The following is a 24,922-nucleotide window of genomic DNA, read 5'->3' as shown; positions in this document are numbered from 1 at the left end:
TAAATATTAAATTATTGAGATAAATCAGCATTTTTTAAAAAAAATGTTATAATTTTATCTTTCCAAAATTTAAAAAATGACAAGCAAAAATACATATCAAGCAGATTCAATTAAAGTTTTAAAAGGCCTTGAAGCAGTCAGAAAAAGACCAGGGATGTATATAGGAGATACTGATGATGGCACTGGTTTACATCATATGGTTTATGAGGTTGTAGATAACTCGATAGATGAGGCATTAGCAGGTCATTGTAAAAATATTAATGTAAAAATTAATTCTGATGGAACAATTACCGTAAATGATGATGGAAGAGGTATACCTGTCGACATGCATAAAGGGGAAAAAAAATCTGCAGCCGAGGTAATTATGACTCAACTTCATGCTGGTGGTAAGTTTGATCATGACTCATATAAAGTTTCTGGTGGACTGCATGGAGTTGGTGTTTCAGTAGTTAATGCATTGTCAGAAAAACTAGAATTAGAAATAAATAGAGATGGAAAGAAACATTTTATAGAATTTAAAAATGGTGAAGCAAAATCCCCTCTTAAAGTAGTTGGAAAATCTAAAAATACAGGAACTCAAATAACATTCTTACCGTCGAAAGATATATTCTCATCAATTAAATTTAGTGCAAATATTTTAATTAAAAGAATGAGAGAGTTGGCATTCTTAAATAAAGGTATAAAAATAATTTTTACTGACGCCAGTCAAAAAAAAGAAAAAACATCTGAATTTAAATTTGATGGTGGTGTTTTAGAGTTTGTAGATTTTTTAGATGAGAAAAGAGAAAAACTACAAAATAAAAATGGTAATGATTTATTTCGAAAACCAATTTATATTGAAGGCAAAAAAGATAATATTGAAATAGAGTGTTCATTAAAATGGAATGCAGGTTATGCAGAAGATATATTTCCATACACAAATAATATTTATCAAAAAGATGGTGGAACACATTTATTAGGTTTTAGAAGTGCTCTTACAAGAGTTGTAAATAAATACGCAAATGAAAATAATTTGTTAAAAAAGAATAAATTAGCTATTTCAGGAGATGATATTAAAGAAGGCTTAACATGTGTGCTTTCAACTAAAATTCCTGATCCTAAGTTTTCTTCACAAACTAAAGATAAGCTGGTTTCATCTGAAGTTAGAATGATTGTTGAAACATTAGTTAATGAAAAACTATCAATTTGGTTTGACCAAAACCCATCGATTGCAAAAATAGTCTTAGCTAAAGTTATTCAAGCGGCAATGGCAAGGGATGTTGCTAGAAAAGCTAGAGAAAATGTAAGAAGAAAGGGAGCTCTTGAATTAAGTGGATTACCTGGAAAATTGGCTGATTGTCAGATAGGAAAACAAGAGGGCACAGAATTGTTTATTGTTGAGGGAGACTCAGCAGGTGGATCCGCAAAGCAAGGAAGAAATAGAGCAAATCAAGCTGTTTTGCCTCTGAGAGGTAAGATTTTAAATACTTATGTTGAAGATATAAATTTAAAAAAAAATGGCAATGGCAATGGCAATGGTTCAGATCTAAGAACAAAAGCTCTTGCAAAAATGATATCTTCAAATGAGATAGTAACACTAATTAATGCACTCGGACTTGATCCTAAATCTCAGGAAATAGATTTAAAAGATTTAAGATATGGTAAAATAATTATAATGACAGATGCTGATGTTGATGGTTCCCACATAAGAGCATTGTTATTAACTTTTTTTAATAACAAACCATTTAATAAATTAATTGAAAATGGTCATGTTTATTTAGCTCAACCACCATTATTTAAAATTAATAAAGGTTCAAAAGGGATTTATATTAAAGATGAAAAAGAATTAGAGGATTATATCGTAAATAATAACAAGGAATTGAAGAAATTGAAAAAGGGGTCAAAAGACTATTTAAATGCTTTAGATTTAGAAAAATCAAAAATGAACATACAAAGGTTCAAGGGACTCGGTGAGATGAATCCAGAAGAGTTGTGGAATACAACTTTAGACCCTGAAACTAGAAATTTGCTTCAAGTTCAGTATTCAAAAGATCTTAAAAAAGATCAAAGTCTTATCCATACACTAATGGGAAGTGATGTTGCGTTAAGAAAAGATTTTATAGTTTCAAATGCTATTAATGTAAAAAATCTTGATATTTAAAAATGAAGTTTTTTGAAACTTCAAAACACCATTCATTCAAAAAATCTACTTATATTACCTTAAGATGGATTGGTATAGTTGGACAGTTAATTGCAGTAAATTTTGTATACTTTGTATTAGATTTTAAATTTGACTTTATCACTTCTAATCTAATTATATTTATTGGTATCATAAGTAATTTTTACTTAATTTTTATTTATAAAAAAACTCAATTATCAGACAGATCAGCTTTCATTTTTTTAGTTATTGATATTTTGCAATTAGCTATTTTACTGTACTTGTCAGGTGGAATTCTTAATCCATTTGTTATTTTTATAATTATTCCAAGTGTATTTTCATCATCTAATTTAAGTTTTAGAACAAATACTATGCTTGTATTGTTAACAGCTTTATCAATTATATTTTTAACTTTTTATTCAACAGAATTACCTTCTCCACTTGGGGACCATTTTCATGTAAGCCCTTATTATTATTACTCTATCCCGATTGCTTTGATTATTGCTCTTGTTTTTTTAAATTATTTTGCAATGACATTTGGAACTCAATCTAGGTTAAGAAAAGAAGCTCTTACAAAAATGGAAGAAGTAATGGCCAAAGAACATGAACTATTGTCCTTGGGTGGTCAAGCCGCTGCAGCTGCTCATTCTTTGGGAACACCACTTTCTACAATAAAAATAATTACCCAAGAGTTACTAAAACAATTTGAAGGTAACAAAGATGTGGAAAAAGATATAAATTTATTATCTAGTCAGGTTGAAAGATGTAATGAAATATTAAAAAAATTAACACTAAATCCAGATGAAGAAGATGAATTTATTGATAAGGATATTTCTATTAGAGATTATTTAAATGAAATTTTAAATTCATTTAAAGAGATAAGTACAAAGAAATTTATCTTTAATTTTGATCAAGATTCTAACTCAAAAAAAATAGTTAAATCTATAGAAATTGTTTATGGACTAAGAAATTTTATAGGTAATGCTAATAAATTTTCTGATGAAAATATATTTATAAATTTAAAGAGTGATAGTGAATTCACCGAAATAAGTGTTGAGGATGATGGTCCAGGTTATCCAAAAGATATTTTGTCAAAAATAGGAGAACCTTATTTAAAACCAAATAATCCTCAAGATAGATCAAAAACAGGACTTGGTTTAGGTTTGTTTATAGGAAAAACATTGTTAGAAAAAAATTTTGCTTCTGTAATATGCAGAAACTCTAAAACAAGATCTGGTGCTGAAGTGATAATTAAATGGAGAAATAAAGATTTATTTAATATTCAATGAAATTTTTTCTTTGTTTCGAACAAAGAGCTTAGTTGAGATATCATCACATCACCTAATTCATTTACATCGGTAATTTTTATAGCTCTATCATAATATCTCGAAACATCATGGCCAATACCAATCGCTAAAATTTCAATATCAGATTTATTCTCAATAAATTTGACCATTTTCTTTAAATGTTTTTCTAAAAAGTCTCCTGAATTTACTGAAAGCGTCGAGTCGTCAACTGGAGCTCCATCAGAAATTACCATTAAAATTTTTCTTTCTTCTTTTCTTTTTTTAATCCTGTTGTAAGCCCAAGATATAGCTTCACCATCAATATTTTCTTTTAACAAGCCCTCTTTTAACATCAGGCCTAAATTATTTTTTGCTTGTCTCCAATGTGTATCAGCACCTTTATAAATTATATGTCTTAGGTCGTTAAGTCTCCCAGGTGTTTTTGGTTTTGAATTTTTAGTCCAAAATTCTCTACTTTGTCCACCTTTCCAGTTTTTTGTGGTAAATCCTAAAATCTCTACTTTGACCGAACATCTTTCGAGTGTCCTTGACAAAATATCTGCACAAATAGCAGCAATCGTTATTGGTCTTCCTCTCATAGAACCAGAATTATCAATAAGTAAAGTTACAACTGTATCTTTAAAATCTAAATCCTTTTCTTTTTTAAATGACAAAGAGTTATATGGATCCATTATTATTCTTGGTAACTTTGAACTATCAAGTAAGCCTTCTTCTAAATCAAATTCCCAAGCTCTATTTTGTTTTGCTAGTAATTGTCTTTGAAGTTTATTAGCTAACTTGGTAATTACATCTTGGAAACCAATTAACTGCTGATCTAAATTTTTCCTAAGTTTAGTAGCTTCATCTGCATTTTCTAGATTTTCAGCTTTAACAACTTCGTCGTATTGTGTAGTAAATATTTTATAATCTATATTTACATTATCAATTTTTTTTTGAATTACCTGCTCAGAGTTTTGTTCATCAGACTCAACATCAGACAACTGCTCATCCAAATTAAACTCGTCTATACTATAATCAGCATCAACAGATGCCTCTGTTTGCTGTTCATCATTTTCATCTTTGCTATCTTCATTATCTTTATTTTGGTCATCATTTGAGGGATTGTCCTGACCTTGATCTTGATTTTCTTCCTCTTCTTGGTCTTCCTCATCGCTTTGAAAAATATCCATTTCTTCAAGTATTTCAGAAAATTTAGAACTGTATGTATTTTGATTTTCTAAATTATTTAATAAAAACTCTTTATGCTTATTAATTGATTGCTCAAAATCTTTTTCCCAGAAATTAAGCATTCTAGATGTTAAAGGATTTAGGTCTATATTATGAAAATTTTTAAGCATATATAGCTCAAATGCTTCAGCAACAGGAACGTCTTCTTTTGTTTTAAGCTGATCTTTTCTTTTACGATTAATTATTTGTGAATAGTTTTCAGAAAAATTTTTTTGAATTCCTTTCAACATTTTGCCTCCTAGGGCTTCAAATCTAATCTTTTCAGCTATATTATATAAGGATCTAGATGAAGTGTTTGAAGGTAAATTTTTTTTGTAAATTTTTTCATTAGAAAACCTTTTTTTAAGTGCTGTAGAGTCTGTTTCAGCCCTTAATTTTATAAAATCACTTGGACTAGTTAGATCATTTATTTCTAAAGATGAAATATCTTTCGTTTTTTTATCTTCAGAAGATTTGTTGTTTATATCAATATCGTCTGCGATTACTTTTGCTGTTGAAGATAAAGCAATTCTAAATTTTTCTTTTAAATTTGTTTCTTTATTGCTCATTTAAATTTGAATATTGATCAAAGACTCAGGCAATTCTTCACCAAAACATCTTTGATAATATTCCGCGATTGTATTTTTCTCAATATCATCGCACTTATTTAAAAAGGTTACTCTAAATGCATATCCGGTATCCTTAAAAATTTCAGAATTTTCAGCCCAATGAAGAACTGTTCTTGGACTCATTACAGTAGATATATCTCCGGCAATAAAACCTTTTCTAGTTAAGGATGCTACTTTAATCATATTAGCAACTTTTTCTTTTCCCTTAGCATTATTTAAATTTTTATTCTTTGCTAAAACTATATCCATTTCTCTATCTAGGCTTAGATAGTTTAATGTTGTTACAATATTCCATCTATCCATTTGACCTTGGTTAATCTGCTGTGTCCCGTGATAAAGTCCAGTAGTATCACCAAGCCCAACGGTATTAGATGTAGCAAATAACCTGAAATACTTATTTTGACTAATTACTTTGTTTTTATCTAGTAGTGTGAAATTTCCTTCAGCCTCCAACACTCTTTGAATGACGAACATAACATCAGGTCTTCCAGCGTCATACTCATCAAATACTAAAGCAACCGGATTTTGAATTGACCATGGAAGAATACCCTCATTAAACTGTGTTACTTGTTTTCCATCTTTAAGGACAATTGCATCCTTACCTATTAAATCTATTCGACTTACGTGACTGTCTAAATTTACTCGAATACAAGGCCAGTTTAATCTAGCAGCTATTTGCTCTATGTGTGTTGATTTTCCAGTACCATGATATCCTTGTACCAATACTCTTTTATTGAATGCAAATCCTGAAATGATTGCAAGAGTAGTATCTCTATCAAATTTATAATTTTTATCTATTTCAGGCACATATTCACTTCTTTTTGAAAAGGCATCCACTTCCATTTCAGAATCTATTCCAAAAGATTGTTTTAAAGAAACTTTTATGTCAGGTTGGATGTTAAGATTTGGAGTCAATTTTTTCCCTATAAGTGTTTTTTAGCTGTGTGTAAGCTAAAGTTATCAGTTTTAATTTTTCCTCGTATTTTTTATTTCCGGCATTCATATCAGGGTGAAATTTTTTAACAAGCACTTTGAATTTTTCTTGTATTTTTTGCCACTTTAAACCCACAGATATTCCCAATATTCCAAATGCTTTAATATCTTTATGATCAAATTTAAATTGACGCATATGATTATAGTCTCCATTGAATTTATCTTTATCAAATTCATCTTTTAATGTTGTGTTCCATAGGACTTTAAAAAAATTATCTGAAGAACTAAAATTTTGAGTGGGTTTGTGCCAAGTCATATCTGACTTTAAAAAATTGATTACTTGATTATCACTCATCCCAGAAAAATAATTCCAGTTTTTGTTAAATTCTTTAACATGTTCCAGACAAAGCATTCTATATTTCCTGCTATTATCCTTCTCAATTGGCGCTCGGTATTCACCAATTTCATTACAATTATTCCAGTCACAAATATTTTTCATGATATAATATTTACTATATGGATATAAATGAATTAATTGCAATTATAAAAAAAAAATTATCAGATCAAATAAATATTGAAAGTATAGATATAGAAGATAAATCTTTTCTTCATAAAAATCACAAAGGTAATCAGGAAGGCAAATATCATTTAAAATTAAGTATAGTTTCTGATGAGTTAAAAAATATGAACAGAATTGAAAGTAATAAAAAAATTTATAAAGTATTAGATAAAGAGTTGAAAGAAACTATTCACTCAATTCAAATTCAACTATCTTAAGTAATCATTAAAAAATTTTTTCAGTCTTTGTTTTGGATATTCAATATTAATTTGTGGAGATCCAATTTTTTTTAAAAGTACTAAATTAATTTTTTGAGATTTATTTTTTTTATCCTTTGTCATGAAAAATAATATTTTATTTATATCTTTTTTATTAAAAAATTTATTAACAGATATTGATAGATTTAAATTATTGATATGATTTAATATTAGGTTGTAATCACTTTTTTTTAGTATTGTTAAATTTAAACTAAAACTTAGTGCCGTCCTTATCCCTAGAATTACTGCTTCACCGTGATTTAATTTCTTGTTGTAATTTAGGGTTGCTTCATAAGCATGGCCAAATGTATGTCCAAAATTTAAAACTTTTCTTAAATTTTTTTCTTTCTCGTCTTTTTCAACCACACTTTTTTTAATTTTACAGCTTTCATAAATTGCTTTTTCAATAAATGGAGAACTCAGTTTAGTAATTTTATTCACATTCTTATTTAAAAATTTGAAGAAATTTTTATCTCTTATTAGAGAATGTTTTAAAATTTCACCATATCCACAAACAATCTCTCTTTTTGGCAGCGATTTAAGAAAATCAACATCTGATATTACTAAGTTTGGTTGATAAAAACTACCAATTAGGTTTTTTCCATAATGTGAATTTATGCCAGTTTTGCCGCCAATCGAAGAGTCGACTTGGGATAAAAGTGTTGTTGGTATATTTATAAATTTCATACCTCTTTTAAAGATACTAGATGCAAAACCACTTACATCACCTGTAATACCCCCACCTATTGATATTAAACAGTCATCTCTAGAAAAGTTTTTATTTAATAAAATTTCTAGGATCTTATTAATAATATTAAAGTTTTTATTGGACTCACTGGCATTAAAAAAACATATATGTATTTGCTTTTTATTTAATGAATTTTTTATTTTAGTGATAAATTTTTTTGGTACATTTTTATCAACTACAAGAAGACATTGATTGAATGTTAAGGAATTATTTTTAATTATTTTTGAAAAGTTAGTAATTAGATTTGATCCAATTATTATTGGATATTTTTGTGTTTTTGTTTCAATTTTTAATTTAATTGGTTTCATAAATTTCTTTAATTTTGCCTACTATTTCATTTTTAGTGAGATTATCACACTTGATTTCATATAAGGCTTTAGAATAAATGTTAGTTCGTTTTTTAATTAAATCAATTAAATCATTATCTGTAGCATTAATTGTTAAAGGCCTTTTTTTGCTATTTTTAATTCTTTCAATTAAAATTTTTTCATTCCAATTTAACCAAAATGAATAATGATTTTTTAAAACTTCATTTCTAATATTTTTATTAGCAAAAGCACCTCCTCCAAGAGAGACAACTGTAGAACTAAGTTTTAATTTTTTAAGTGTAGTTTTTTCTTCAATTTTTCTAAAATATTCTTCTCCTTTTGTTTCGAATATTTTTCGAATTGTTGTATTTAAATTTTTTTCTATTTCTTTATCTACATCTACAAAATTTAATTTAAATTTTTTTGCTACTAAAGAGCCTATAGAACTCTTACCAGATCCCATCATACCTAGAAAAACTAGATTTTTTTTTGATTTCATAAGTTTAAATATTGAAAAAACACAAATATGTCTTAATTTGAAATTAACTAAAGTTATATGCAATTCAACAAAAATACAAGTTCAGGTAAAAAAAGTATAATCGGACTAGTTGTTAAATCTATTTTTGGACTAGTAATTGTTCTTGGCGTTGTTTTAATTCTCAATTCAATTGATTTTCCTGCTCCTAAAAAGGAAATTGAAAAAATTATTCCAAATGAAAATTTTAAAATTGTTAAATAAAAAATTTTTTTTTATTTTTTTAAGCTATCTAATTATTTTAAATCCTATTCACGCAGAAGATAATCCAATTGATATATGGAATCTCGAAAAAAAAGAAAATGAAACTGTTGAGGAGGTAGTTGTTATTGAAGGTGAAAATAATAACGATCAAATAAGTGTCTTTGATATGCAGTCAGATAAAAATACTGGCTCAATAGAATTAGATGAAAATTTAATATCAAAAGAAGTCAAAATCGTAGGATTATATGATCCTGAAGAACATGGTTTGACTATTGATATGTGGACGAATTCTGATGGTCAAAAGTTAAAAAGCTTATTTGAGAGTTTAGAGAAAATTAATCTTTCTAATGACGCTTTAGAAATTATGGAAGTCTCATTATTAACTAATGCTCATTATCCTAATCAAAATATTACTGAAAATGAATTTTTAAAATTTAAATCTGATTGGTTAATTAAAAATTCTAATTTAGAACTCATTGAAGAATTTTTGGTTAATAATCAAATTGTAAATTCTCATCCTAAACTAACTAGACATTTATTAGACAACTATTTATCAGGACAAGATATAAAAAAGACCTGTGAATTTTTTACAAAAATTAAAGAACCAGTTGAAGATGAATATTTATCTAAATTAAATTTATATTGTTTAGTTAATTATGGAAAAAATGAAGAAGCCCAATTAATTCTAGATCTTAAAAAAGAGTTAGGTTTTCAAGATGAATATTTTGAAAATAAAATGAATTACCTGTTTGGTTATATTGATGAAGCATCTAAAGAAGTCTCTGAAAGCTCAGTATTTGAGTTTCATTTAGCTCATAGAACAAATCCAGAATTTTCATTTGAACCCAATGAAAATACACCTAAATTAATTTGGAAATATCTATCAAATTCAAATTTACTACCAGATCTAAGTAATGTTGACATAAATGATCAAGACAAAATCTTAATTATTGAGAAAGCTGCCAATTATAAAATTTTCTCTGAAAAAGATTTATTTGAATATTATAAAAAATTTCAATTCAATATTGATCAATTGTTAAGTGCAACTAATACTTACAAGTTGCTATCTCCGTTAGAAGCAAGAGCGTTAATTTATCAAAGAGCACTTTTAACGAGTGAAGCAGAATTAAAATTGGAATTTTTACAGTTGTTGAAGCAGCTATTTGAGGACAACAACATTGGATTAGCTTTTGATATAGAGCTCAATAACTTTCTGAAAGAAATCGAAGTAGATGATGTTCCTTCAGATTATTTAAGTTTTTACAATAATTATTCAAAAAATCAGAATTCAGAGTTCAAAAAAATTCAATACAATAATAATATTTTACATCAATCTAAGTGGGTAAATTATTTTAGAGGAGATTATTCAAAATCTGAAATACAAGAAGATTTAAAAAAATTTCTAGATAGAATAATTTTTAGTAATGAAACTTTGTCCACTAAAGATATAATTTTTATAGAAAGTCTAAAATCAGACGGAGTAGAAATACCAAGCGAGTATGACAGTTTATATTCACAAAAACCTTTTGAATTAGACGAAAATTTAACTGAATTGATAGAAACAAATGAAGTTGGAACAGTTTTATTATCTTTAATTGAGATAATAGGTAATGACAGTATAGAAAATATTGATGAAAAAAGACTTTATTTTATTTCAAATACACTAAATCAAATAAATGCTGATTTAATAAGAAATAAGCTATTGCTAAAAGTTCTTCCTTTAAAAGTATAAAAATTATAATAACATACAAATTTTTATGGCGATAAGAACGATTATTACAGAACCAAACAAATTACTTCGACAAGTATCAAAACCTGTAGAAGCAGTTGGAATTGAAGAGCAAAAATTAATGAATGACATGCTCGATACAATGTATGATGCTAATGGTATTGGCCTTGCAGCAATTCAGATTGGTATACCAAAAAGAATTATAGTGATGGATATAAGCAAGGATGAAAACAAAAAAGAGCCTAGATACTTTGTAAATCCCGTAATAAAAAATAAAGACCCACTCAAGGCAACTTATGAAGAAGGGTGTTTGTCTGTGCCAAATCAATTTGCTGAAATTGATCGACCAAGCAAATGTGAAGTAGAGTATTTAGATTACAATGGAAAGAAACAGTTGCTAAAGGCAGATGGATTACTTGCAACATGCATACAGCATGAAATGGATCATTTGGAAGGGATATTATTCATCGATTATCTCTCAAAACTAAAAAAATCAATGATCATAAAGAAACTTTCAAAATTAAAATCAAATACAGCTGAAGTTTAAAAAATGTCAAAAAAGTTAGTTTTTATGGGTACGCCCATGTTTGCTGTACCAATTTTAAAATCTTTATATCAAAATGGATATAATATTTCTTGTGTGTATACACAGCCACCCCAAAAATCAAAAAGAGGACAAAAAATTAATAAGTCTCCAATACAAGGTATTTCTGAAACTTTAAATTTAGAATATAGAACGCCGTCAGTTTTAAATAATGAAGAGGAGTATAATTTTTTAGATTCTTTAGATGCTGATTTAGCAATAGTTGTTGCTTACGGACAAATCATACCTAAAAAATTTCTAAACCTAACTAAAAAAGGTTTTATAAATATTCATGCATCTTTACTGCCTAAATGGAGAGGTGCTGCACCAATTCAACGATCAATTATGAATTTAGATCAAGAGACTGGAATAAGTATAATGAGAATTGCTGAGAAATTAGATACAGGACCAGTTTGTAATAATTATAAAATTCAACTTAATGAAAATTTGAATGCGTTAGAAATTAGTGAAAAGCTTTCTAACTTAGCAGCAGAAAAAATTTTAGATAACGTAGATGATATTTTAGAGGATAAAGCGAGTTTTATTGAGCAAGATCATTCAAATGCAACCTATGCATCTAAAATTCAAAAAACTGAAGGTCAAATTAACTGGGATGAAAATGCTGAAAAAATTATTGGTAAGATAAATGGTTTATACCCATCACCAGGAGCATTTTTTATGTTTAATGGAGAAAGATATAAAATTCTAAAAGCTCAAGTTGGAAGAGCTCAAGGAAATCCAGGGTCAGTATTGAGTGATAATCTTGAAATTGCATGTGGTAATAATCAATCGATAATTATTAAGGAAATTCAGAGACAGGGTAAAAGACCTCAAAATATTGGTGAATTTATTCAAGGTTCGCAGATAAAAAAAGGTTCAAAAATATAAATGTTTAGATACCAGCTTTTGATAGAATATTTAGGCACAAATTATAAAGGTTGGCAAATTCAAAAAAAAAATAAAACCATTCAAGGAATACTTCAGGACAAAATTAGAAAGTTATTAAAAGAAAATATTACTTTAGTTGGATCAGGTAGAACAGATGCTGGTGTTCATGCTATCGAGCAGTCCGCGCATTTTGATTTAAAAAATAAATTATTGAGCTTAGATAAATTTATTAACTCAATTAATCACTTTTTAAAAAATGAAAATATTACAATCCTTAAAATAAGAAAAAGGACCAGCAACTTTCACTCAAGATTTTCTGCAAAAAAGAGAGTTTATAAATATTTCATTTTAAATAGAGCAAGTTCACCTGTGATTGAAAAAAACCAAGTCTGGCACGTAAGAAAAAAATTAGATTTAGATTTGATGAAATTAGGAGCAAAAAAATTAGTTGGTACAAAGGATTTCTCAACATTTAGAGCATCAAGTTGTAATGCAAAAAGTCCAATTAGAACAATAGATTTTGTAAAATTAAAATCTTTAAATGATAAAATAGAAATTCAATTTAAATCTCAATCTTTTCTTCAACAGCAAGTACGATCTATGGTTGGTTGTTTAAAATATTTAGGTGAAAAGAAATGGGATTTGAAAAAATTTGACAAAGCTCTAAAGTCTAAAAAAAGGTCGCTGTGCGCTCCGCCAGCACCACCTACAGGATTATTTTTATCTAGAGTTTTTTATTAGTTTTTTTTTATTACTCATGGCAAATTTTTTATTTATTCGCCATCTAGATTCTGCTCTTACAATGTACCCACAACAATTTTTTGACTTACACTTACAGGGAAATTGTTTGTAATTTTCATCATAACCAAAACCATAATCGCAGGTAAATTCTTCACCTTTTTTGATATCTCTAATTGCTTTAACCCAAATTTTTAGACCCTTACCATCATAATCACAATTATTGTCACAAGAATGATTAATTAATCCTGCAGTATTCCATGAAAAATCTCCATCAAGGTCATATCTTTTGTTGATAGTAAATAAATAGATTGGTTTACTATTGTCATATTTATCAGACTCTTCAGTTTGTTTTTTTGTAATTAGTTTACCAACGTAATCGATTATCTTTGTACCTTCTTTGATATCTTTAGTAGCATAAAGTCCTCTACCTTTTTTATCGATATCAGATTTTTTAATTTTATATAATTTCATTGAGTTTTATTTAGTTTTTTATTGGGAATTATCAATTAAATTCTATTAAAGCATCAACATGTCTTTGTGTACTATCTTGTAATGCTTTTAAGTCATATCCACCTTCTAGTATAGATACTACATTACCTCTACAAAATGATTTTGAAATTTCTAAGGTTCTTTTTGTAATTGTATAATAATCTTCAGCATTAAGTTTTAATTGTGCCAAAGGATCATCAATATGAGCATCAAAACCTGCAGAAAATAAAAGAAATTCTGGTTTAAATTCATTTAATTTTTTTAATACCAGTTCATATGCATTTAAATATTCTCTAGCACTTGTTCCAGCTTCAAGTGGAATATTTAAAATATTATTAAATTTTCCAATCTCTTTTTCCGAACCTGAACCTGGATAATATGGAAATTGATGAGTGGAAATATATAAAACTTTTTCATTGTTGAAAAAAATATCTTGTGTCCCATTTCCATGATGGACATCAAAATCAATTATAGCTATTTTTTTATAACCATATTTTTCAATTAAATAATTAGCCCCAACCGCAACATTGTTATAAATACAAAAGCCCATTGCTTTTTCTTTTTCTGCGTGATGACCTGGGGGTCTTACTGCACAAAAAGCATTTTTGAATTCTTTTTTTTCAACACCGTCAATTGCTGCTATAATTGATCCAACAGCGTCCATTGTTGCTTCTTTACTACCAGGGGAGACAACTGTATCTCCATCTAAAAAATTAAATCCATTTTGAGGGTACGATTGATCGACATGATCAATATACTTAGAAGAGTGAGTTTTTATTAATATTGATTTTTCAAATTTTGAAGGCTTTTTCCAAATTAAATTTTTGTTATTTAATTTTTTGAAGTTATCAATAACAGCTGTAACTCTATCTATTTTTTCAGGATGTCCATCTCCTGTATTGTGATTTTTATATGTATCAGAAGTAATTAAAGCTGTTTTCACTTAAAATAATTCTTTAAAATATTTGAATAAATTAAAGTTAATTTTTTTAAATCACCTAAAGAAACTGCCTCATCTACTTTATGCATTGTTTTTCCAACCAAACCAAATTCTAAACAGGGAGCAATCTTTCTTATAAATCTTGCATCAGATGTGCCTCCTGTTGTTGAGAGTTCAGGCTTAATTTTAGTAATCTTTTTAATTATATCTTGTATCATATATGTAGTTTGATTTGGTTTAGTCAAAAAAGCTTCACCGGATACATTATATTCAATTTTATAATTTGACTTATTTTTATGACAAATTTTCTTCAATATTTTATTTATTTTTGTTTTAATTGAATTCGATGAATGTTTGTTATTAAATCTAATATTAAAAGTTGCATTAGCCAAACCTGGAATTACGTTATCAGCAGTATTATCAATATTTATTTTTGTAACTTCTAGGTTTGTTGGCTGAAAGTCTTTTGTTCCTTTATCAAATTTAATTTCCTTCAATTCTTTTAATATTTGAACAAGAGCAGTTGATGGATTGTTAGCCCTATCAGGATAAGCAACATGACCTTGAATACCTATAATTGAAAGTCTGCCTGTCATACTTCCCCTTCGACCAATTTTAATCATTTCTCCCAATTTATTTGGATTAGTTGGTTCTCCAACTAAACAAAAACTAATTTTCTCTTTTCTTTTTTTTAAGTATTCAACAACTTTTTTTGTACCATTAATAGCAATTCCTTCTTCATCACCTGTAATTAGTAAGCTTATAGATCCATCAAATTTTTTATTATTTTTAACAAAAATGCTGACAGCAGAAACAAAAGCTGCAATAGAGCTTTTCATGTCATTTGCTCCTCTTCCAATTAAATGTCCTTTTTTAATTGAGGCTCTAAAAGGATTTACTGTCCAATCTTTTAAGTTTCCAGCAGGTACAACATCTAAGTGACCAGCGTAGCAAAAATTTGGACCTTTGGTTCCAAGTCTTGCATAAAGATTTTTTACTGGTTTAGTATTTTTTTCTTTAAACTCTAATATTTTAGTTTTGAAACCAAGTTTTCTTAATTGTTTTTCTAAGAATTTCATTACTCCAGCATCTATTGGTGTTATAGACGGGTAACGAATTAGCTCTTTGGCTAATTGTAATTCATTAATGGTTTGCATTTTAATCTCTTAAAAGATCGTTTACTGATGTTTTGGATCTTGTTTTTTCATCAACTTGTTTGATGATTACTGCACAATATAACGAAGGTGCAGCAGGATTGTTTTTGTCTGGTAATGATCCAGGAACAACGACTGAGTAAGGAGGTATTTTACCGTGAGTTACTTCACCAGTTTTTCTATTAACGATTTTAGTTGATTGCCCAATATACATACCCATACTTAGCACTGAACCTTCACCAACTATTACCCCTTCTACAACTTCTGACATAGCACCTACAAAAACATTATCTTCAATAATAGTCGGAAGTGCTTGTGCTGGTTCTAAAACTCCACCAATACCAGTTCCAGCTGAAATATGACAATTTTTTCCAATCTGACAGCAACTACCTGCACGACTAAATGTATCCATCATTGTTCCTTCATCTATGTAAGCACCAATATTTACATAACTTGGCATTAGAACAACATTTTTAGCAACATATGATCCTTTTCTCATTGCAGTATTTGGTACCATTCTAAAACCTGCTTTTTCAAAATCAGCGTTTGACCATCCGGCTGTTTTTCCTTTTAACAAATGAGCTTTATCTCTCCAAGCTGAGTAGGGACCATCTAAAGTTTCCATTCCATGAATTCTAAAACTTAGCATAATTGCTTTTTTTAGGTGTTGATGAGTTACCCATTCACCATCAATTTTTTCAGCAACTCTAGATTTACCACTATCTAGATCTTCTATTACTTGATTAATAGTATCTTTTAATTTTTGATCTGAATTTTCATTAACTTTATCTTTGTTTTCCCAAGCTTCATTTATAATGTTTTCTATACTCATAGTTTTATTGGTTTTTTAATAACCTTATTTCTTTTAAAAATAAAGTAAGATTTTCAATTTTATAATCAATATATTCTTTATCAGATTCTTTTTTGCCCCATTCCTCATCATTAATTAACCAAGCAGTAATTGTTCCTCGCTCTTTACCTATCGATAAGTTTTTTGCTATATCTTCAATGTACAAAGTTTCTTTTGGATCAATTTTGAATTTTTCCACCATTAAATCGAAAGCTTTAGCTTCTGGTTTTGGGTGATATTCTGCATCTACGATATCAAATATGCCTTCAAATTGGTCGTCAATTCCTAGGGTTGTAGTGATGTGCTTTACATGGTTGTAACTACCATTAGTGAAGACAAATTTTCTTAAATTTATATTCTCTAACTCATATCTTAATGCTGTATCTTTTTCTAAAAAAGATAAATCAATATCATGAACAAAATCTAAAAATTCTTTAGGATCAATTTCATGATGTATCATTAGACCATTTAAGCTTGTGTTATATTTGTGAAAGTAATTTGTCTGAAGTTCTTTGGCTTTTTTTAAATCTACATTAAGTTTACTTGAGATATATTCAGTCATTTTTCGGCTTACTTGACCAAATACTGCCTCTAGGTCACTATAAAGAACACCATCACAATCAAATAAAATATTTTTAATATTGCTTAAATTTTTCATTGTCTAATTAAAGTTCCAGATCCCCCATCTGATAAAAGTTCAAATAGAACAGAATGATTTTTTCTTCCATCTATTATAACAACTCCTTTTACTCCGTTACTAGCAACATCTAAGCAATTATTTATTTTTGGGATCATACCACCCGTGATTGTTTCATTATCTATTAACTCTTTTATAGTTTCTGAATTAATTTCTGAAATTAGATTTTTATTTTTATCCAACACACCTTCTACGTCACTTAATATAATTAACCTTCTTGCGTTAATTTTTTTAGCAATATAGCCAGCTGCAGTATCTGCATTGACGTTATAAGTTTGATCATTTTTATCTAAACCTAAGGGTGCAATAATAGGCACTTTTTTATCTGCTATAATTTTATCTATTATTGATTGATCTACATTTGTAGGAGAGCCCACAAAACCAAGCTCTTCATTTTCTTGGACAACTGTTAAAATATTATTTTCTTTGGAATTAATGCTCTGACCTTCACAATTTTGCTTATCTAGAGCATTGATAATTTCTTTATTAAAATCAATTAATACTTTTTCTACAACTTTAATAGTATCTTTATCAGTTACCCTTAATCCTTTTATAAATTTACTTTCTAAACCTATCTCATTAAGTTTATTACTTATTCTTTTTCCACCACCATGAACAATAATAGGAGTAAATCCTAGTTTATTTAGTGTTGAAATATCTTTAATAAAAATATCAAAAAGATTTTGATCAATTAAAACACTACCACCACATTTAATAACAATATATTCATCGTTATATTTTTCTAAATATTTTTGTACTTCTTCTGTTGAAGGACCATCAAGTGGTAGAATTGTTTTTAATTCTTCTTCTTTAATATCCAACATTAAGTTGTTGTTTTAACAGTGGTTCGTTTCATTATGAAAACTTGTTGTGCCATAGTTAAAATATTATTTACTGTCCAATATATTACCAACCCTGCTGGGAAAGGTGCTAAAATTATTGTTAGGAATAATGGAAAAAACATAAATATTTTTGCTTGCATCGGATCTGTTGGTGCAGGATTTAATTTTTGTTGAACCCACATAGAAACACCCATTGCGACAGGCCATGCTCCAATGACTAAAAATGATGGTACATCATAAGGCAATAATCCAAATAGATTAAACAAAGAGGTAGGGTCTCTCTCAGATAAATCTTGTATCCAGCCATAAAAAGGCATTTGTCTCATTTCAATTGTTACAAATAAAACTTTATATAAAGCAAAGAAAACTGGAATTTGCACAAGTATTGGTAAACAACCAGACATTGGGTTTACTTTTTCTTTTTTATATAGAGCCATCATCGCTTGTTGCAATTTCATTTTATCGTCCTTGTGTAACTCTTTCAGTCTCGCCATTTCAGGCTGTAAGGCTTTCATTTTTGCCATGCTTCTAAACGAAAAGTTTGCAAGTGGAAAAAATGCTAATCTTATACAAATTGTAATTGCTATAATCGCTAGGCCATAATTTCCGAGTAATTTAAAGAAATAATCTATTCCAAAAAATAACGGTTTGGTAATAAAGTATAAAAATCCCCAATCAATTGTTAAGTCAAATTTATCAATGTTTAAAGATTCAGCATATCCATCAATTACATCAACTCTTTTTGCAGCAACAATGATTTGTAAGGTTTCTTCAATCAATGAATTTTCATTAAGTTCCAATGGTTCTGTTGATACAAAATTTGCTCTGAACTTATCTTTATAATCAAATGTTGTTTTAAATTCTTTTTCTCTAGGTGGAATTAGTGAAGTTACCCAGTATTTATCTCCAATACCTAGCCATCCTTTTTGAGCTGTTCTTGAAAATTTCTTCTCTTGTATATCATCATAATCTTCTTCAATTAATTCATCATCTAAATCTGCAATCAAACCTTCATGAAGAATATAGAAGTTAGATATATCAGGTATTTCATTTCTAATGATTTGCCCATAAGTATAAAAATCATATTTCTTATTGGTAGGATTGATAACACTTTGTTTGATTGTAAATAAGAATTTTTCATCTAAGGCAATCTCTTTTTCAAATGTTATACCTTGATCATTTGTCCAGGATAATTTTATAGGAGATTGATCTGTTAACTTATTATTTCCTGAAACTTTCCAAATAGAATTTGAATTTGGAATTTCAACATTTTTATCAGATGTAATAAAACCACTTTCAATTAAATAACCATCTTTTGAATTTCTTGGTGAAAGAAGTGTAACTTTTTCCTGAGAGTCTAGACTGACATTATATTGCTTAAAAATTAGATCATCAATAACACCACCTTTAAGTGAAATAGAACCAACAATACTCTCATTCTCAAAATTAATTCTTTCACTTTGATTTAAAGCTTCTTCTCTAGAAATTTCAGCAACATTTTCTTTTTGATCTAATGAAGGTGTATCGCTGTTTTGTTCAACTTTATTTCCTTCAGCCATATTTTCTTTAGTAATTGGTGGAGGAGCAAAAAATAGTGAATACAAAACTATAACTGCTGCTGATAATGAAATTGCTGCTACTATATTTTTAGTATCCATATTATTTTAATTTTGTGTTTTTTTTAACAGGATCAAAACCTTCACCACCACCTAAAAATTTGATTGGGTGACAAGATAAGATTCTTTTAAAACTTAAAAATGATCCTTTTAACAGACCAAATTCTTTAAGTGCATCAATACTGTATTCTGAGCAAGTAGGTAAATATCTACAAGAATGTCCAAATAAAGGGCTAATCAAATATTTATAACCTTTGATAATTTTAATTAATATATTTGTAAAAATATTCATTATTTTATTTTTTCAAAATCCTGAAATAGAGTTTCTTTTATTAATTTGTATTCATTATTTAGCATAGATGACTTAGCTATAACAAGGAATGAATAGTTAAAATTTATTGATATTTTTTTAACTGCCTCGTTTAAAATATTCCTTAATCTTCTTTTAATCTTATTTCTCTTAACAGCATTCCCTAATTTCTTTTTTGTTACAAAACTAATATTGAGTTTTTTAGTATCTTTATTCATTAACTTACCAAAGAAAATAGTTACGTACTTATTTGAAAACTTTTTTTGTTTAAGTAAATTTTTAAATTCTTCGTTTTTTGAAAGAGCAACAATTTTGCTTTTCATTAATTTACACTGATACAGTTAAAGATTTTCTTCCTCTGGCTCTTCTTCTAGCTAAAAGTTTCTTTCCACCTTTAGTTTTCATTTTCGATCTAAAGCCGTGTTTTCGTGCTCTTTTTTTATTTGAAGGTTGGTACGTTCTTTTCATAAATAAATTGATTAAATTTTATAAATTTTTGCCCCTTTATATTAGCAATAATAAAAATAGCAAATAGAAGATTTAGGAATAAAATAACAATATTCATGGAAAAAACAAAAAAAATTAAATTATTTATAGGTTTATCTTACTTATTAATTGTTAGTTTATTTTTATATTTTTTCTTTTCAAAATTTAGTCTTCAGGAGATTACATCTTATGATTTTTTGAGAAATAACAGATCTTATTTAATTGATTTGAAGAATTCTAATTTATTTTTAGTTTCAATTTCTTTCTTGTTTCTAACAGTGCTTTGGGTATTTCCTTTTCTGGGCTTTGGATCTCCCGTAGCACTTATGGGTGGTTTTATCTTTGGGAAATGGATTGGAACACTAGTTGTGGTAACTGGTTTAAGTGTAGGTGCAACTTTTTTATATATATTTGGAAATTATTTTTTAAGAGATTTAATAAGAGAAAAATTTCTTAATAAGTTTCAAAATCTTGAAATCAAATTTAAAAAATCTGAATTTTTTTATTTGCTTGTTTACAGATTTATTGGAGGAGTTCCTTGGCAAATAAGCTGTCTATTGCCAACATTATTTAATGTAAAAGTAAAAAATTTTCTATTTGCAACTTTTTTAGGAATAATACCTCAGATTTTTTTGGCAGTTTCAATTGGAAGTGGGATTGAAAAAGTAATTGACCAAAATTCAGTAGTTCCTGGAATAATGGATATTATTTTTTCTCCAGATATCTATGTTCCTCTTTTAGCATTTTTTGTACTAATTGTGATTTCAATCATTTTCAGAAAAAAATTTTACAGAAATTAATGGTGCTCCCACCCTGTACTGACCAGGGAACTAGTCATTACCAATGACTTGTTATGCCATTTAACTACAGGAGCTAAAATACATTTAGTAATTTATTGATAATAAAGCATTTTTTTCAAATTATTGCCTTAATTTTTTGATTATAATGATCTATATCTACTAAAAAAAATGTTATGGGAATTCACTACGATTATAAATCTACAAAAGGTAACAAGCTTATGGAGAAGCAAGCTAAAAGAGAGAGAAAGCTTGCTGAAAAAAAAGCCAAACGTTTAGCTAAAGAAGGCCCAAAAAAAGAAGAGCCTACATCAAAACCATTAGATCCTAATAAACCAATATCGTTAGATTTTTTGACTAATCCCAACAAAGAATGAGTTCAAAAGATAAAAATGAGCGTTTGAGCTTAGCTTTAAGAAAAAACTTAAAAAAAAGAAAACTATTCCAAAAAAAAAACAAAAAAAAATCTAAGTAATGTCTATTCAGCCTGACTCGTGGATTAAGAAGATGTGCAAAGAGCACAACATGATTGAACCATTTTTAGATCATCAAGTTGCGGAGGGAAAAATATCATATGGATTAAGTAGCATGGGGTATGATGTTAGGATCTCTGATGAATATAGAATATTCACTAATGTAAATAATTCCTTAGTTGATCCAAAAAATTTTTCAGATGACAATTTTATAGAGAAAAAGGGACCACATTGCATTATTCCTCCAAACTCATTTGTTTTAGCTAAAACAGTAGAATATTTTAGAATTCCAAAAGATGTACTTTGTATATGTGTTGGTAAAAGCACTTATGCAAGAACAGGTATAATTTGTAATGTAACTCCTATTGAAAATGAATTTGAGGGAAATATAGTTATAGAGCTAAGCAACACTACACCTAATCCAGCAAAAATTTATTCTAATGAAGGTATAGCCCAATTTTTATTCTTTAAATCAGAGATTCAACCAGAGACAACTTATAAATCTAAGAACGGTAAATATCAGGGACAAACTACTATTCAGGTTGCCAAAATTAAAAAGTAAGTTATGGACAAATTTCTGATTGATGGTCCTAGCAAAATCAAGGGTAAAGTTTCAATATCAGGTTCTAAAAATGCTTCACTACCAATATTAGCAGCTACACTACTTTTTGATTTACCGGTAACTATTCATAACCTTCCAAGAGTAAAAGATATAAGCACTATGCTTAATTTACTTAAATCTCTTGGATCAAAAATCAAACTTTCTAAAGATAAAAAAACTGCAAAAATTTCAAACAATAAAAATATGAAAACTTTTGCTAGTTATTCATTAGTTAAAACAATGAGAGGTTCAATTTTAGTATTAGGACCATTAGTTGCAAAATATCATAAGTCAAAAACATCATTACCAGGTGGCTGCTTAATTGGTGCGAGACCAGTTAATTATCATTTGTCAGCTTTAGAAAAACTTGGGATGAATTATAAAATTAAGGATGGTTACATATTAGCAAAATCTTTTGGCAAACTTAAAGGAGGGTTAATTAGATTTCCAAAAATTACTGTTGGCGCAACAGAAAATTCTATAATTGCTGCATGCTTAGCGAAAGGAAAAACAGTATTAAGAAATTGCGCTGTCGAGCCAGAAATAAAAGACCTTACTAACTTTCTTAACTCAGCTGGTGCAAAAATTAGTTGGAAAGGGAGAACTTGTACTATTAACGGAGTAAGCTCTTTAAAATCAACAAATTATTCTGTGATGGCTGATAGAATTGAAGCCGGCACTTTTTGTGTAGCAGCAACTCTAGCTAAAGGAATTCTTGAAATTAATAATTTAGATCCTAAAATAATAAATACCGAACTTAATTTATTAAAAAAAGCAGGAGCTAAAATAAAAGTAAGCAAAAATAAAATTCATATTAGTGGACCAGAAAAAATTAAGTCTATAAAAAATATTAATACAAAAGAGTTTCCTGGAATTCCAACCGATCTGCAGGCGCAATTAATGGTCTTAATGTGTAAAGCAAAAGGAAAAAGTTCAATCACAGAGAATATTTTTGAAAATAGATTTATGCATGTTGCTGAATTACAGAGATTAGGTGCAAACATTATTACCAAAAATAATAAAGCTTTTATTGAGGGTAATACGAAATTTATTGGTGCAGAAGTAATGTCTAGTGATCTAAGAGCATCAGTGGCACTTGTCTTAGCAGCTTCAGTTGCACAAGGAAGATCTGTAATTAATAGAATTTATCATTTAGATCGTGGTTATGAAAAAATTGAAAATAAATTAAAAAATATTGGTGTTAAAATAAAAAGATTAAAAAGATGAACAAATATTTAGCTAAAATTATTGCTACAGACAAAGAGGGATTACAAATGATTTCAGCTTGTAGTTCAGGAGCTAAAGTAAAAGTTTCAGATATTAAGTATCTAGAATCTAATAAAGTATTTTTGTTATCAATTGAACGTATTAAAGTAGAAAATGAAAATGAGGACAAAAAAGTCAATAGTATCTGCAGATTTGATTTTATTGATAAGGTAAAGTCAAAAAATATTGATCAATCAAATCAAGAATTGGTTTTAGAATTAGTAGGAATAGATTATTTGAAAAATAACGATGTTTATGAAATAAATCTCTTTTTTAGTAACAATGCTCATATCGCTTTGACCGCTGAAACGATTGAAGCAATATTAGAGGATCAAAGCGAAATAAATTAGAGATGAAGGTTTTAGATAGCAGTAAGAAAAATTTTGGTAAATTATTAGATAATTTATTATTGCAAAGAAAGAGAAAAGTTCAATCAAGCTCTGTTTCAGTCACTAACATTATTAAAGATGTTAAAAAAAATGGTGATAAAGCTTTATTAAAATATGAGAAAAAATTTAATAAAAATTCAGTAATCAAGCCTAGCTCAAATCAAATTCAAAAATCAATTCAATCATTAAATTCTATTGTAAAACAATCTATCGATACTGCTTACAACAGGATCTATAAATTTCATTCATTACAAAAGTTTAAAAATATTTCTTACACCGATAAATTTAAAAATAAACTTGAGTATAAATATTTACCTTTAGATTCTGTTGCAATTTATGTACCTGGTTCAACTGCATCCTATCCATCTAGTGTATTGATGAATGCAATTCCAGCTATTGTTGCTGGTGTAAAAAGAATAGTTATGATCAACCCAGGCTATAAAGGAAAACAAAATCCTGCAGTATTATATGCTGCCAAAAAATGTAAAATTAAGGAAATTTATTCAATTGGTGGACCATCTGCTATTGCTGCAGTTTCTTATGGAACAAAAAAAATTAAAAAGGTTGATAAAATTGTAGGGCCTGGAAATGCTTACGTTGCAGCTGCAAAAAAAGAAGTTTTTGGAGATGTCGGAATTGAGGGTATGACTGCTGGTCCTTCCGAAGTTACAATAGTTTGTGACAAGCATTCTAATCCAGAATGGGTTGCAAGTGATTTAATAGGACAAGCAGAACATGATCATCTTGCACAGTGTATATTAATTTCAAAAGATAAAAACTTATTAAATAAAGTTAAAACTGAAATAGTTAAACAATTAAAAGAAATTCCAAGAGAATCTATTGCAAAGAGAAGTTTGCAAAATAATGGTATTTTAATGCATGTAAATTCAGATAAAAAAATTATCGATATTGTTAACAAAATAGCTCCAGAGCATTTAGAGTTAAATGTTAAAAATTATAAATCTATTGTTTCAAAAATAAAAAATTCAGGATCAATTTGTTTAGGAAAATATGCTGTTATGGCTATGACGGATTATAATGTTGGTTCAAACCATGTTTTACCAACTAACGGATCAGCAAAATATTCAAGTGGTATAAGTGTAAACGAATTCTACAAAAGAATTTCATACATAAACCTATCAAAAAAGGGTATTGAAAGTCTTGGACCATCAGTTATAACACTTGCAAATTATGAAGGCCTGGTTGGGCATGCTCAATCAGTATTAAAAAGAATAAGGAGAAAATAAA

The 24,922-nt window shown here is 28.1% G+C and carries 29 protein-coding genes; 14 read left to right on the top strand and 15 right to left on the bottom strand.

Annotated features, from left to right (window positions below; all coding sequences use genetic code 11):
* Positions 1-76 precede the first annotated feature (76 nt).
* Complete coding sequence (locus ACTTBO_RS00505) at positions 77-2,140, top strand: DNA gyrase subunit B (protein WP_440655703.1); 2,064 nt, start codon at positions 77-79, stop codon at positions 2,138-2,140.
* A gap of 2 nt (positions 2,141-2,142) precedes the next feature.
* On the top strand, positions 2,143-3,426 hold the full coding sequence (locus ACTTBO_RS00500) for an ActS/PrrB/RegB family redox-sensitive histidine kinase (RefSeq protein WP_440655701.1): 1,284 nt from the start codon (positions 2,143-2,145) through the stop codon (positions 3,424-3,426).
* Here the strand turns inward: ACTTBO_RS00500 and ACTTBO_RS00495 are convergent.
* The 3 genes from ACTTBO_RS00495 to ACTTBO_RS00485 are packed head-to-tail and all read right to left on the bottom strand — an operon-like array spanning position 3,420 to position 6,711.
* The gene (locus ACTTBO_RS00495) at positions 3,420-5,219 is read right to left on the bottom strand and encodes a cobaltochelatase CobT-related protein (RefSeq protein WP_440655699.1); all 1,800 of its coding nucleotides are present in this window, start codon (positions 5,217-5,219) and stop codon (positions 3,420-3,422) included. The two genes, ACTTBO_RS00500 and ACTTBO_RS00495, sit on opposite strands and share 7 nt — an antisense overlap.
* Positions 5,220-6,194 carry a cobaltochelatase subunit CobS gene (gene cobS, locus ACTTBO_RS00490; RefSeq protein ID WP_440650635.1) on the bottom strand — a complete coding sequence of 325 codons (975 nt, stop codon included), beginning with the start codon at positions 6,192-6,194 and terminating at the stop codon, positions 5,220-5,222.
* On the bottom strand, positions 6,178-6,711 hold the full coding sequence (locus ACTTBO_RS00485) for a J domain-containing protein (protein ID WP_428079254.1): 534 nt from the start codon (positions 6,709-6,711) through the stop codon (positions 6,178-6,180). Before ACTTBO_RS00485 ends, cobS begins: the two co-directional genes overlap by 17 nt.
* 17 nt (positions 6,712-6,728) lie before the next feature.
* Between ACTTBO_RS00485 and ACTTBO_RS00480 the strand changes: the two genes are divergently transcribed.
* Positions 6,729-6,989: a BolA family protein gene (locus ACTTBO_RS00480; protein ID WP_440655697.1), complete on the top strand. Its 261-nt coding sequence runs from the start codon at positions 6,729-6,731 to the stop codon at positions 6,987-6,989.
* On the opposite strand, the gene aroB is transcribed toward ACTTBO_RS00480, so the two are convergent.
* Both aroB and ACTTBO_RS00470 read right to left on the bottom strand, forming a co-directional pair.
* On the bottom strand, positions 6,981-8,084 hold the full coding sequence (aroB, locus tag ACTTBO_RS00475) for a 3-dehydroquinate synthase (protein ID WP_440655696.1): 1,104 nt from the start codon (positions 8,082-8,084) through the stop codon (positions 6,981-6,983). The genes ACTTBO_RS00480 and aroB overlap by 9 nt on opposite strands.
* Positions 8,071-8,583: a shikimate kinase gene (locus tag ACTTBO_RS00470; protein ID WP_440655694.1), complete on the bottom strand. Its 513-nt coding sequence runs from the start codon at positions 8,581-8,583 to the stop codon at positions 8,071-8,073. The genes aroB and ACTTBO_RS00470 overlap by 14 nt, the downstream gene beginning before the upstream one ends.
* Positions 8,584-8,640: 57 nt before the next feature.
* On the opposite strand from ACTTBO_RS00470, the gene ACTTBO_RS00465 reads away from it, so the two are divergent.
* From ACTTBO_RS00465 to truA, 5 genes are read left to right on the top strand one after another with little or no spacing between them, the layout of a single operon-like run.
* A complete protein-coding gene (locus ACTTBO_RS00465) occupies positions 8,641-8,823 on the top strand; it encodes a hypothetical protein (protein ID WP_075505937.1) in 183 nt (60 codons plus the stop codon).
* The gene (locus ACTTBO_RS00460; protein WP_440655692.1) at positions 8,798-10,555 is read left to right on the top strand and encodes a hypothetical protein; all 1,758 of its coding nucleotides are present in this window, start codon (positions 8,798-8,800) and stop codon (positions 10,553-10,555) included. Before ACTTBO_RS00465 ends, ACTTBO_RS00460 begins: the two co-directional genes overlap by 26 nt.
* A gap of 25 nt (positions 10,556-10,580) precedes the next feature.
* A complete protein-coding gene (gene def, locus ACTTBO_RS00455) occupies positions 10,581-11,099 on the top strand; it encodes a peptide deformylase (RefSeq protein ID WP_440655690.1) in 519 nt (172 codons plus the stop codon).
* A 3-nt stretch (positions 11,100-11,102) separates the two neighbouring features.
* Positions 11,103-12,023: a methionyl-tRNA formyltransferase gene (gene fmt / locus ACTTBO_RS00450; RefSeq protein ID WP_440655688.1), complete on the top strand. Its 921-nt coding sequence runs from the start codon at positions 11,103-11,105 to the stop codon at positions 12,021-12,023.
* Complete coding sequence (gene truA / locus ACTTBO_RS00445) at positions 12,024-12,764, top strand: tRNA pseudouridine(38-40) synthase TruA (RefSeq protein WP_440655686.1); 741 nt, start codon at positions 12,024-12,026, stop codon at positions 12,762-12,764.
* On the opposite strand, the gene ACTTBO_RS00440 is transcribed toward truA, so the two are convergent.
* From ACTTBO_RS00440 to rpmH, 10 genes are read right to left on the bottom strand one after another with little or no spacing between them, the layout of a single operon-like run.
* Complete coding sequence (locus ACTTBO_RS00440) at positions 12,744-13,235, bottom strand: SET domain-containing protein (RefSeq protein ID WP_440647315.1); 492 nt, start codon at positions 13,233-13,235, stop codon at positions 12,744-12,746. The two genes, truA and ACTTBO_RS00440, sit on opposite strands and share 21 nt — an antisense overlap.
* A gap of 31 nt (positions 13,236-13,266) precedes the next feature.
* Positions 13,267-14,196, bottom strand: coding sequence for a histone deacetylase family protein (locus ACTTBO_RS00435; RefSeq protein ID WP_440655684.1), 930 nt, complete (start codon positions 14,194-14,196; stop codon positions 13,267-13,269).
* Positions 14,193-15,350 carry a succinyl-diaminopimelate desuccinylase gene (dapE, locus tag ACTTBO_RS00430; protein WP_440655682.1) on the bottom strand — a complete coding sequence of 386 codons (1,158 nt, stop codon included), beginning with the start codon at positions 15,348-15,350 and terminating at the stop codon, positions 14,193-14,195. The genes ACTTBO_RS00435 and dapE overlap by 4 nt, the downstream gene beginning before the upstream one ends.
* Before the next feature lies 1 nt (position 15,351).
* Positions 15,352-16,179: a 2,3,4,5-tetrahydropyridine-2,6-dicarboxylate N-succinyltransferase gene (dapD, locus tag ACTTBO_RS00425; RefSeq protein ID WP_440655680.1), complete on the bottom strand. Its 828-nt coding sequence runs from the start codon at positions 16,177-16,179 to the stop codon at positions 15,352-15,354.
* 4 nt (positions 16,180-16,183) lie between these two features.
* Positions 16,184-16,855, bottom strand: a complete 672-nt coding sequence (locus ACTTBO_RS00420; protein ID WP_440655678.1) for a pyrimidine 5'-nucleotidase — start codon at positions 16,853-16,855, stop codon at positions 16,184-16,186.
* Complete coding sequence (gene argB / locus ACTTBO_RS00415) at positions 16,852-17,718, bottom strand: acetylglutamate kinase (protein ID WP_440655676.1); 867 nt, start codon at positions 17,716-17,718, stop codon at positions 16,852-16,854. Before argB ends, ACTTBO_RS00420 begins: the two co-directional genes overlap by 4 nt.
* Positions 17,718-19,394 carry a membrane protein insertase YidC gene (gene yidC / locus ACTTBO_RS00410; RefSeq protein ID WP_440655674.1) on the bottom strand — a complete coding sequence of 559 codons (1,677 nt, stop codon included), beginning with the start codon at positions 19,392-19,394 and terminating at the stop codon, positions 17,718-17,720. The genes argB and yidC overlap by 1 nt, the downstream gene beginning before the upstream one ends.
* A 1-nt stretch (position 19,395) precedes the next feature.
* Entirely contained in the window at positions 19,396-19,644 is a 249-nt protein-coding gene (gene yidD, locus ACTTBO_RS00405; RefSeq protein WP_440655672.1) for a membrane protein insertion efficiency factor YidD, read from the bottom strand.
* Positions 19,644-19,985 carry a ribonuclease P protein component gene (rnpA, locus tag ACTTBO_RS00400; protein ID WP_440655670.1) on the bottom strand — a complete coding sequence of 114 codons (342 nt, stop codon included), beginning with the start codon at positions 19,983-19,985 and terminating at the stop codon, positions 19,644-19,646. Before rnpA ends, yidD begins: the two co-directional genes overlap by 1 nt.
* A gap of 4 nt (positions 19,986-19,989) precedes the next feature.
* Entirely contained in the window at positions 19,990-20,130 is a 141-nt protein-coding gene (rpmH, locus tag ACTTBO_RS00395; RefSeq protein WP_023854404.1) for a 50S ribosomal protein L34, read from the bottom strand.
* 95 nt (positions 20,131-20,225) lie between these two features.
* Between rpmH and ACTTBO_RS00390 the strand changes: the two genes are divergently transcribed.
* From ACTTBO_RS00390 to hisD, 6 genes are all read left to right on the top strand, one after another.
* The gene (locus ACTTBO_RS00390; RefSeq protein WP_440655669.1) at positions 20,226-20,948 is read left to right on the top strand and encodes a TVP38/TMEM64 family protein; all 723 of its coding nucleotides are present in this window, start codon (positions 20,226-20,228) and stop codon (positions 20,946-20,948) included.
* A gap of 173 nt (positions 20,949-21,121) precedes the next feature.
* On the top strand, positions 21,122-21,322 hold the full coding sequence (locus ACTTBO_RS00385) for a hypothetical protein (RefSeq protein ID WP_075505952.1): 201 nt from the start codon (positions 21,122-21,124) through the stop codon (positions 21,320-21,322).
* 97 nt (positions 21,323-21,419) lie between these two features.
* Entirely contained in the window at positions 21,420-21,980 is a 561-nt protein-coding gene (gene dcd, locus ACTTBO_RS00380; RefSeq protein WP_440655667.1) for a dCTP deaminase, read from the top strand.
* Positions 21,981-21,983: 3 nt separating this feature from the next.
* A complete protein-coding gene (murA, locus tag ACTTBO_RS00375) occupies positions 21,984-23,246 on the top strand; it encodes a UDP-N-acetylglucosamine 1-carboxyvinyltransferase (protein WP_440655665.1) in 1,263 nt (420 codons plus the stop codon).
* Positions 23,243-23,635 carry a DUF2948 family protein gene (locus ACTTBO_RS00370; protein WP_440655664.1) on the top strand — a complete coding sequence of 131 codons (393 nt, stop codon included), beginning with the start codon at positions 23,243-23,245 and terminating at the stop codon, positions 23,633-23,635. Before murA ends, ACTTBO_RS00370 begins: the two co-directional genes overlap by 4 nt.
* Positions 23,636-23,637: 2 nt before the next feature.
* On the top strand, positions 23,638-24,921 hold the full coding sequence (hisD, locus tag ACTTBO_RS00365) for a histidinol dehydrogenase (protein WP_440655662.1): 1,284 nt from the start codon (positions 23,638-23,640) through the stop codon (positions 24,919-24,921).
* The last annotated feature ends 1 nt before the right edge of the window (position 24,922 follow it).

It is taken from the genome of Candidatus Pelagibacter sp. HIMB1509, from assembly GCF_052047855.1.
Classification (GTDB): domain Bacteria; phylum Pseudomonadota; class Alphaproteobacteria; order Pelagibacterales; family Pelagibacteraceae; genus Pelagibacter.
This window is presented reverse-complemented; position numbering and strand designations above follow the sequence as displayed.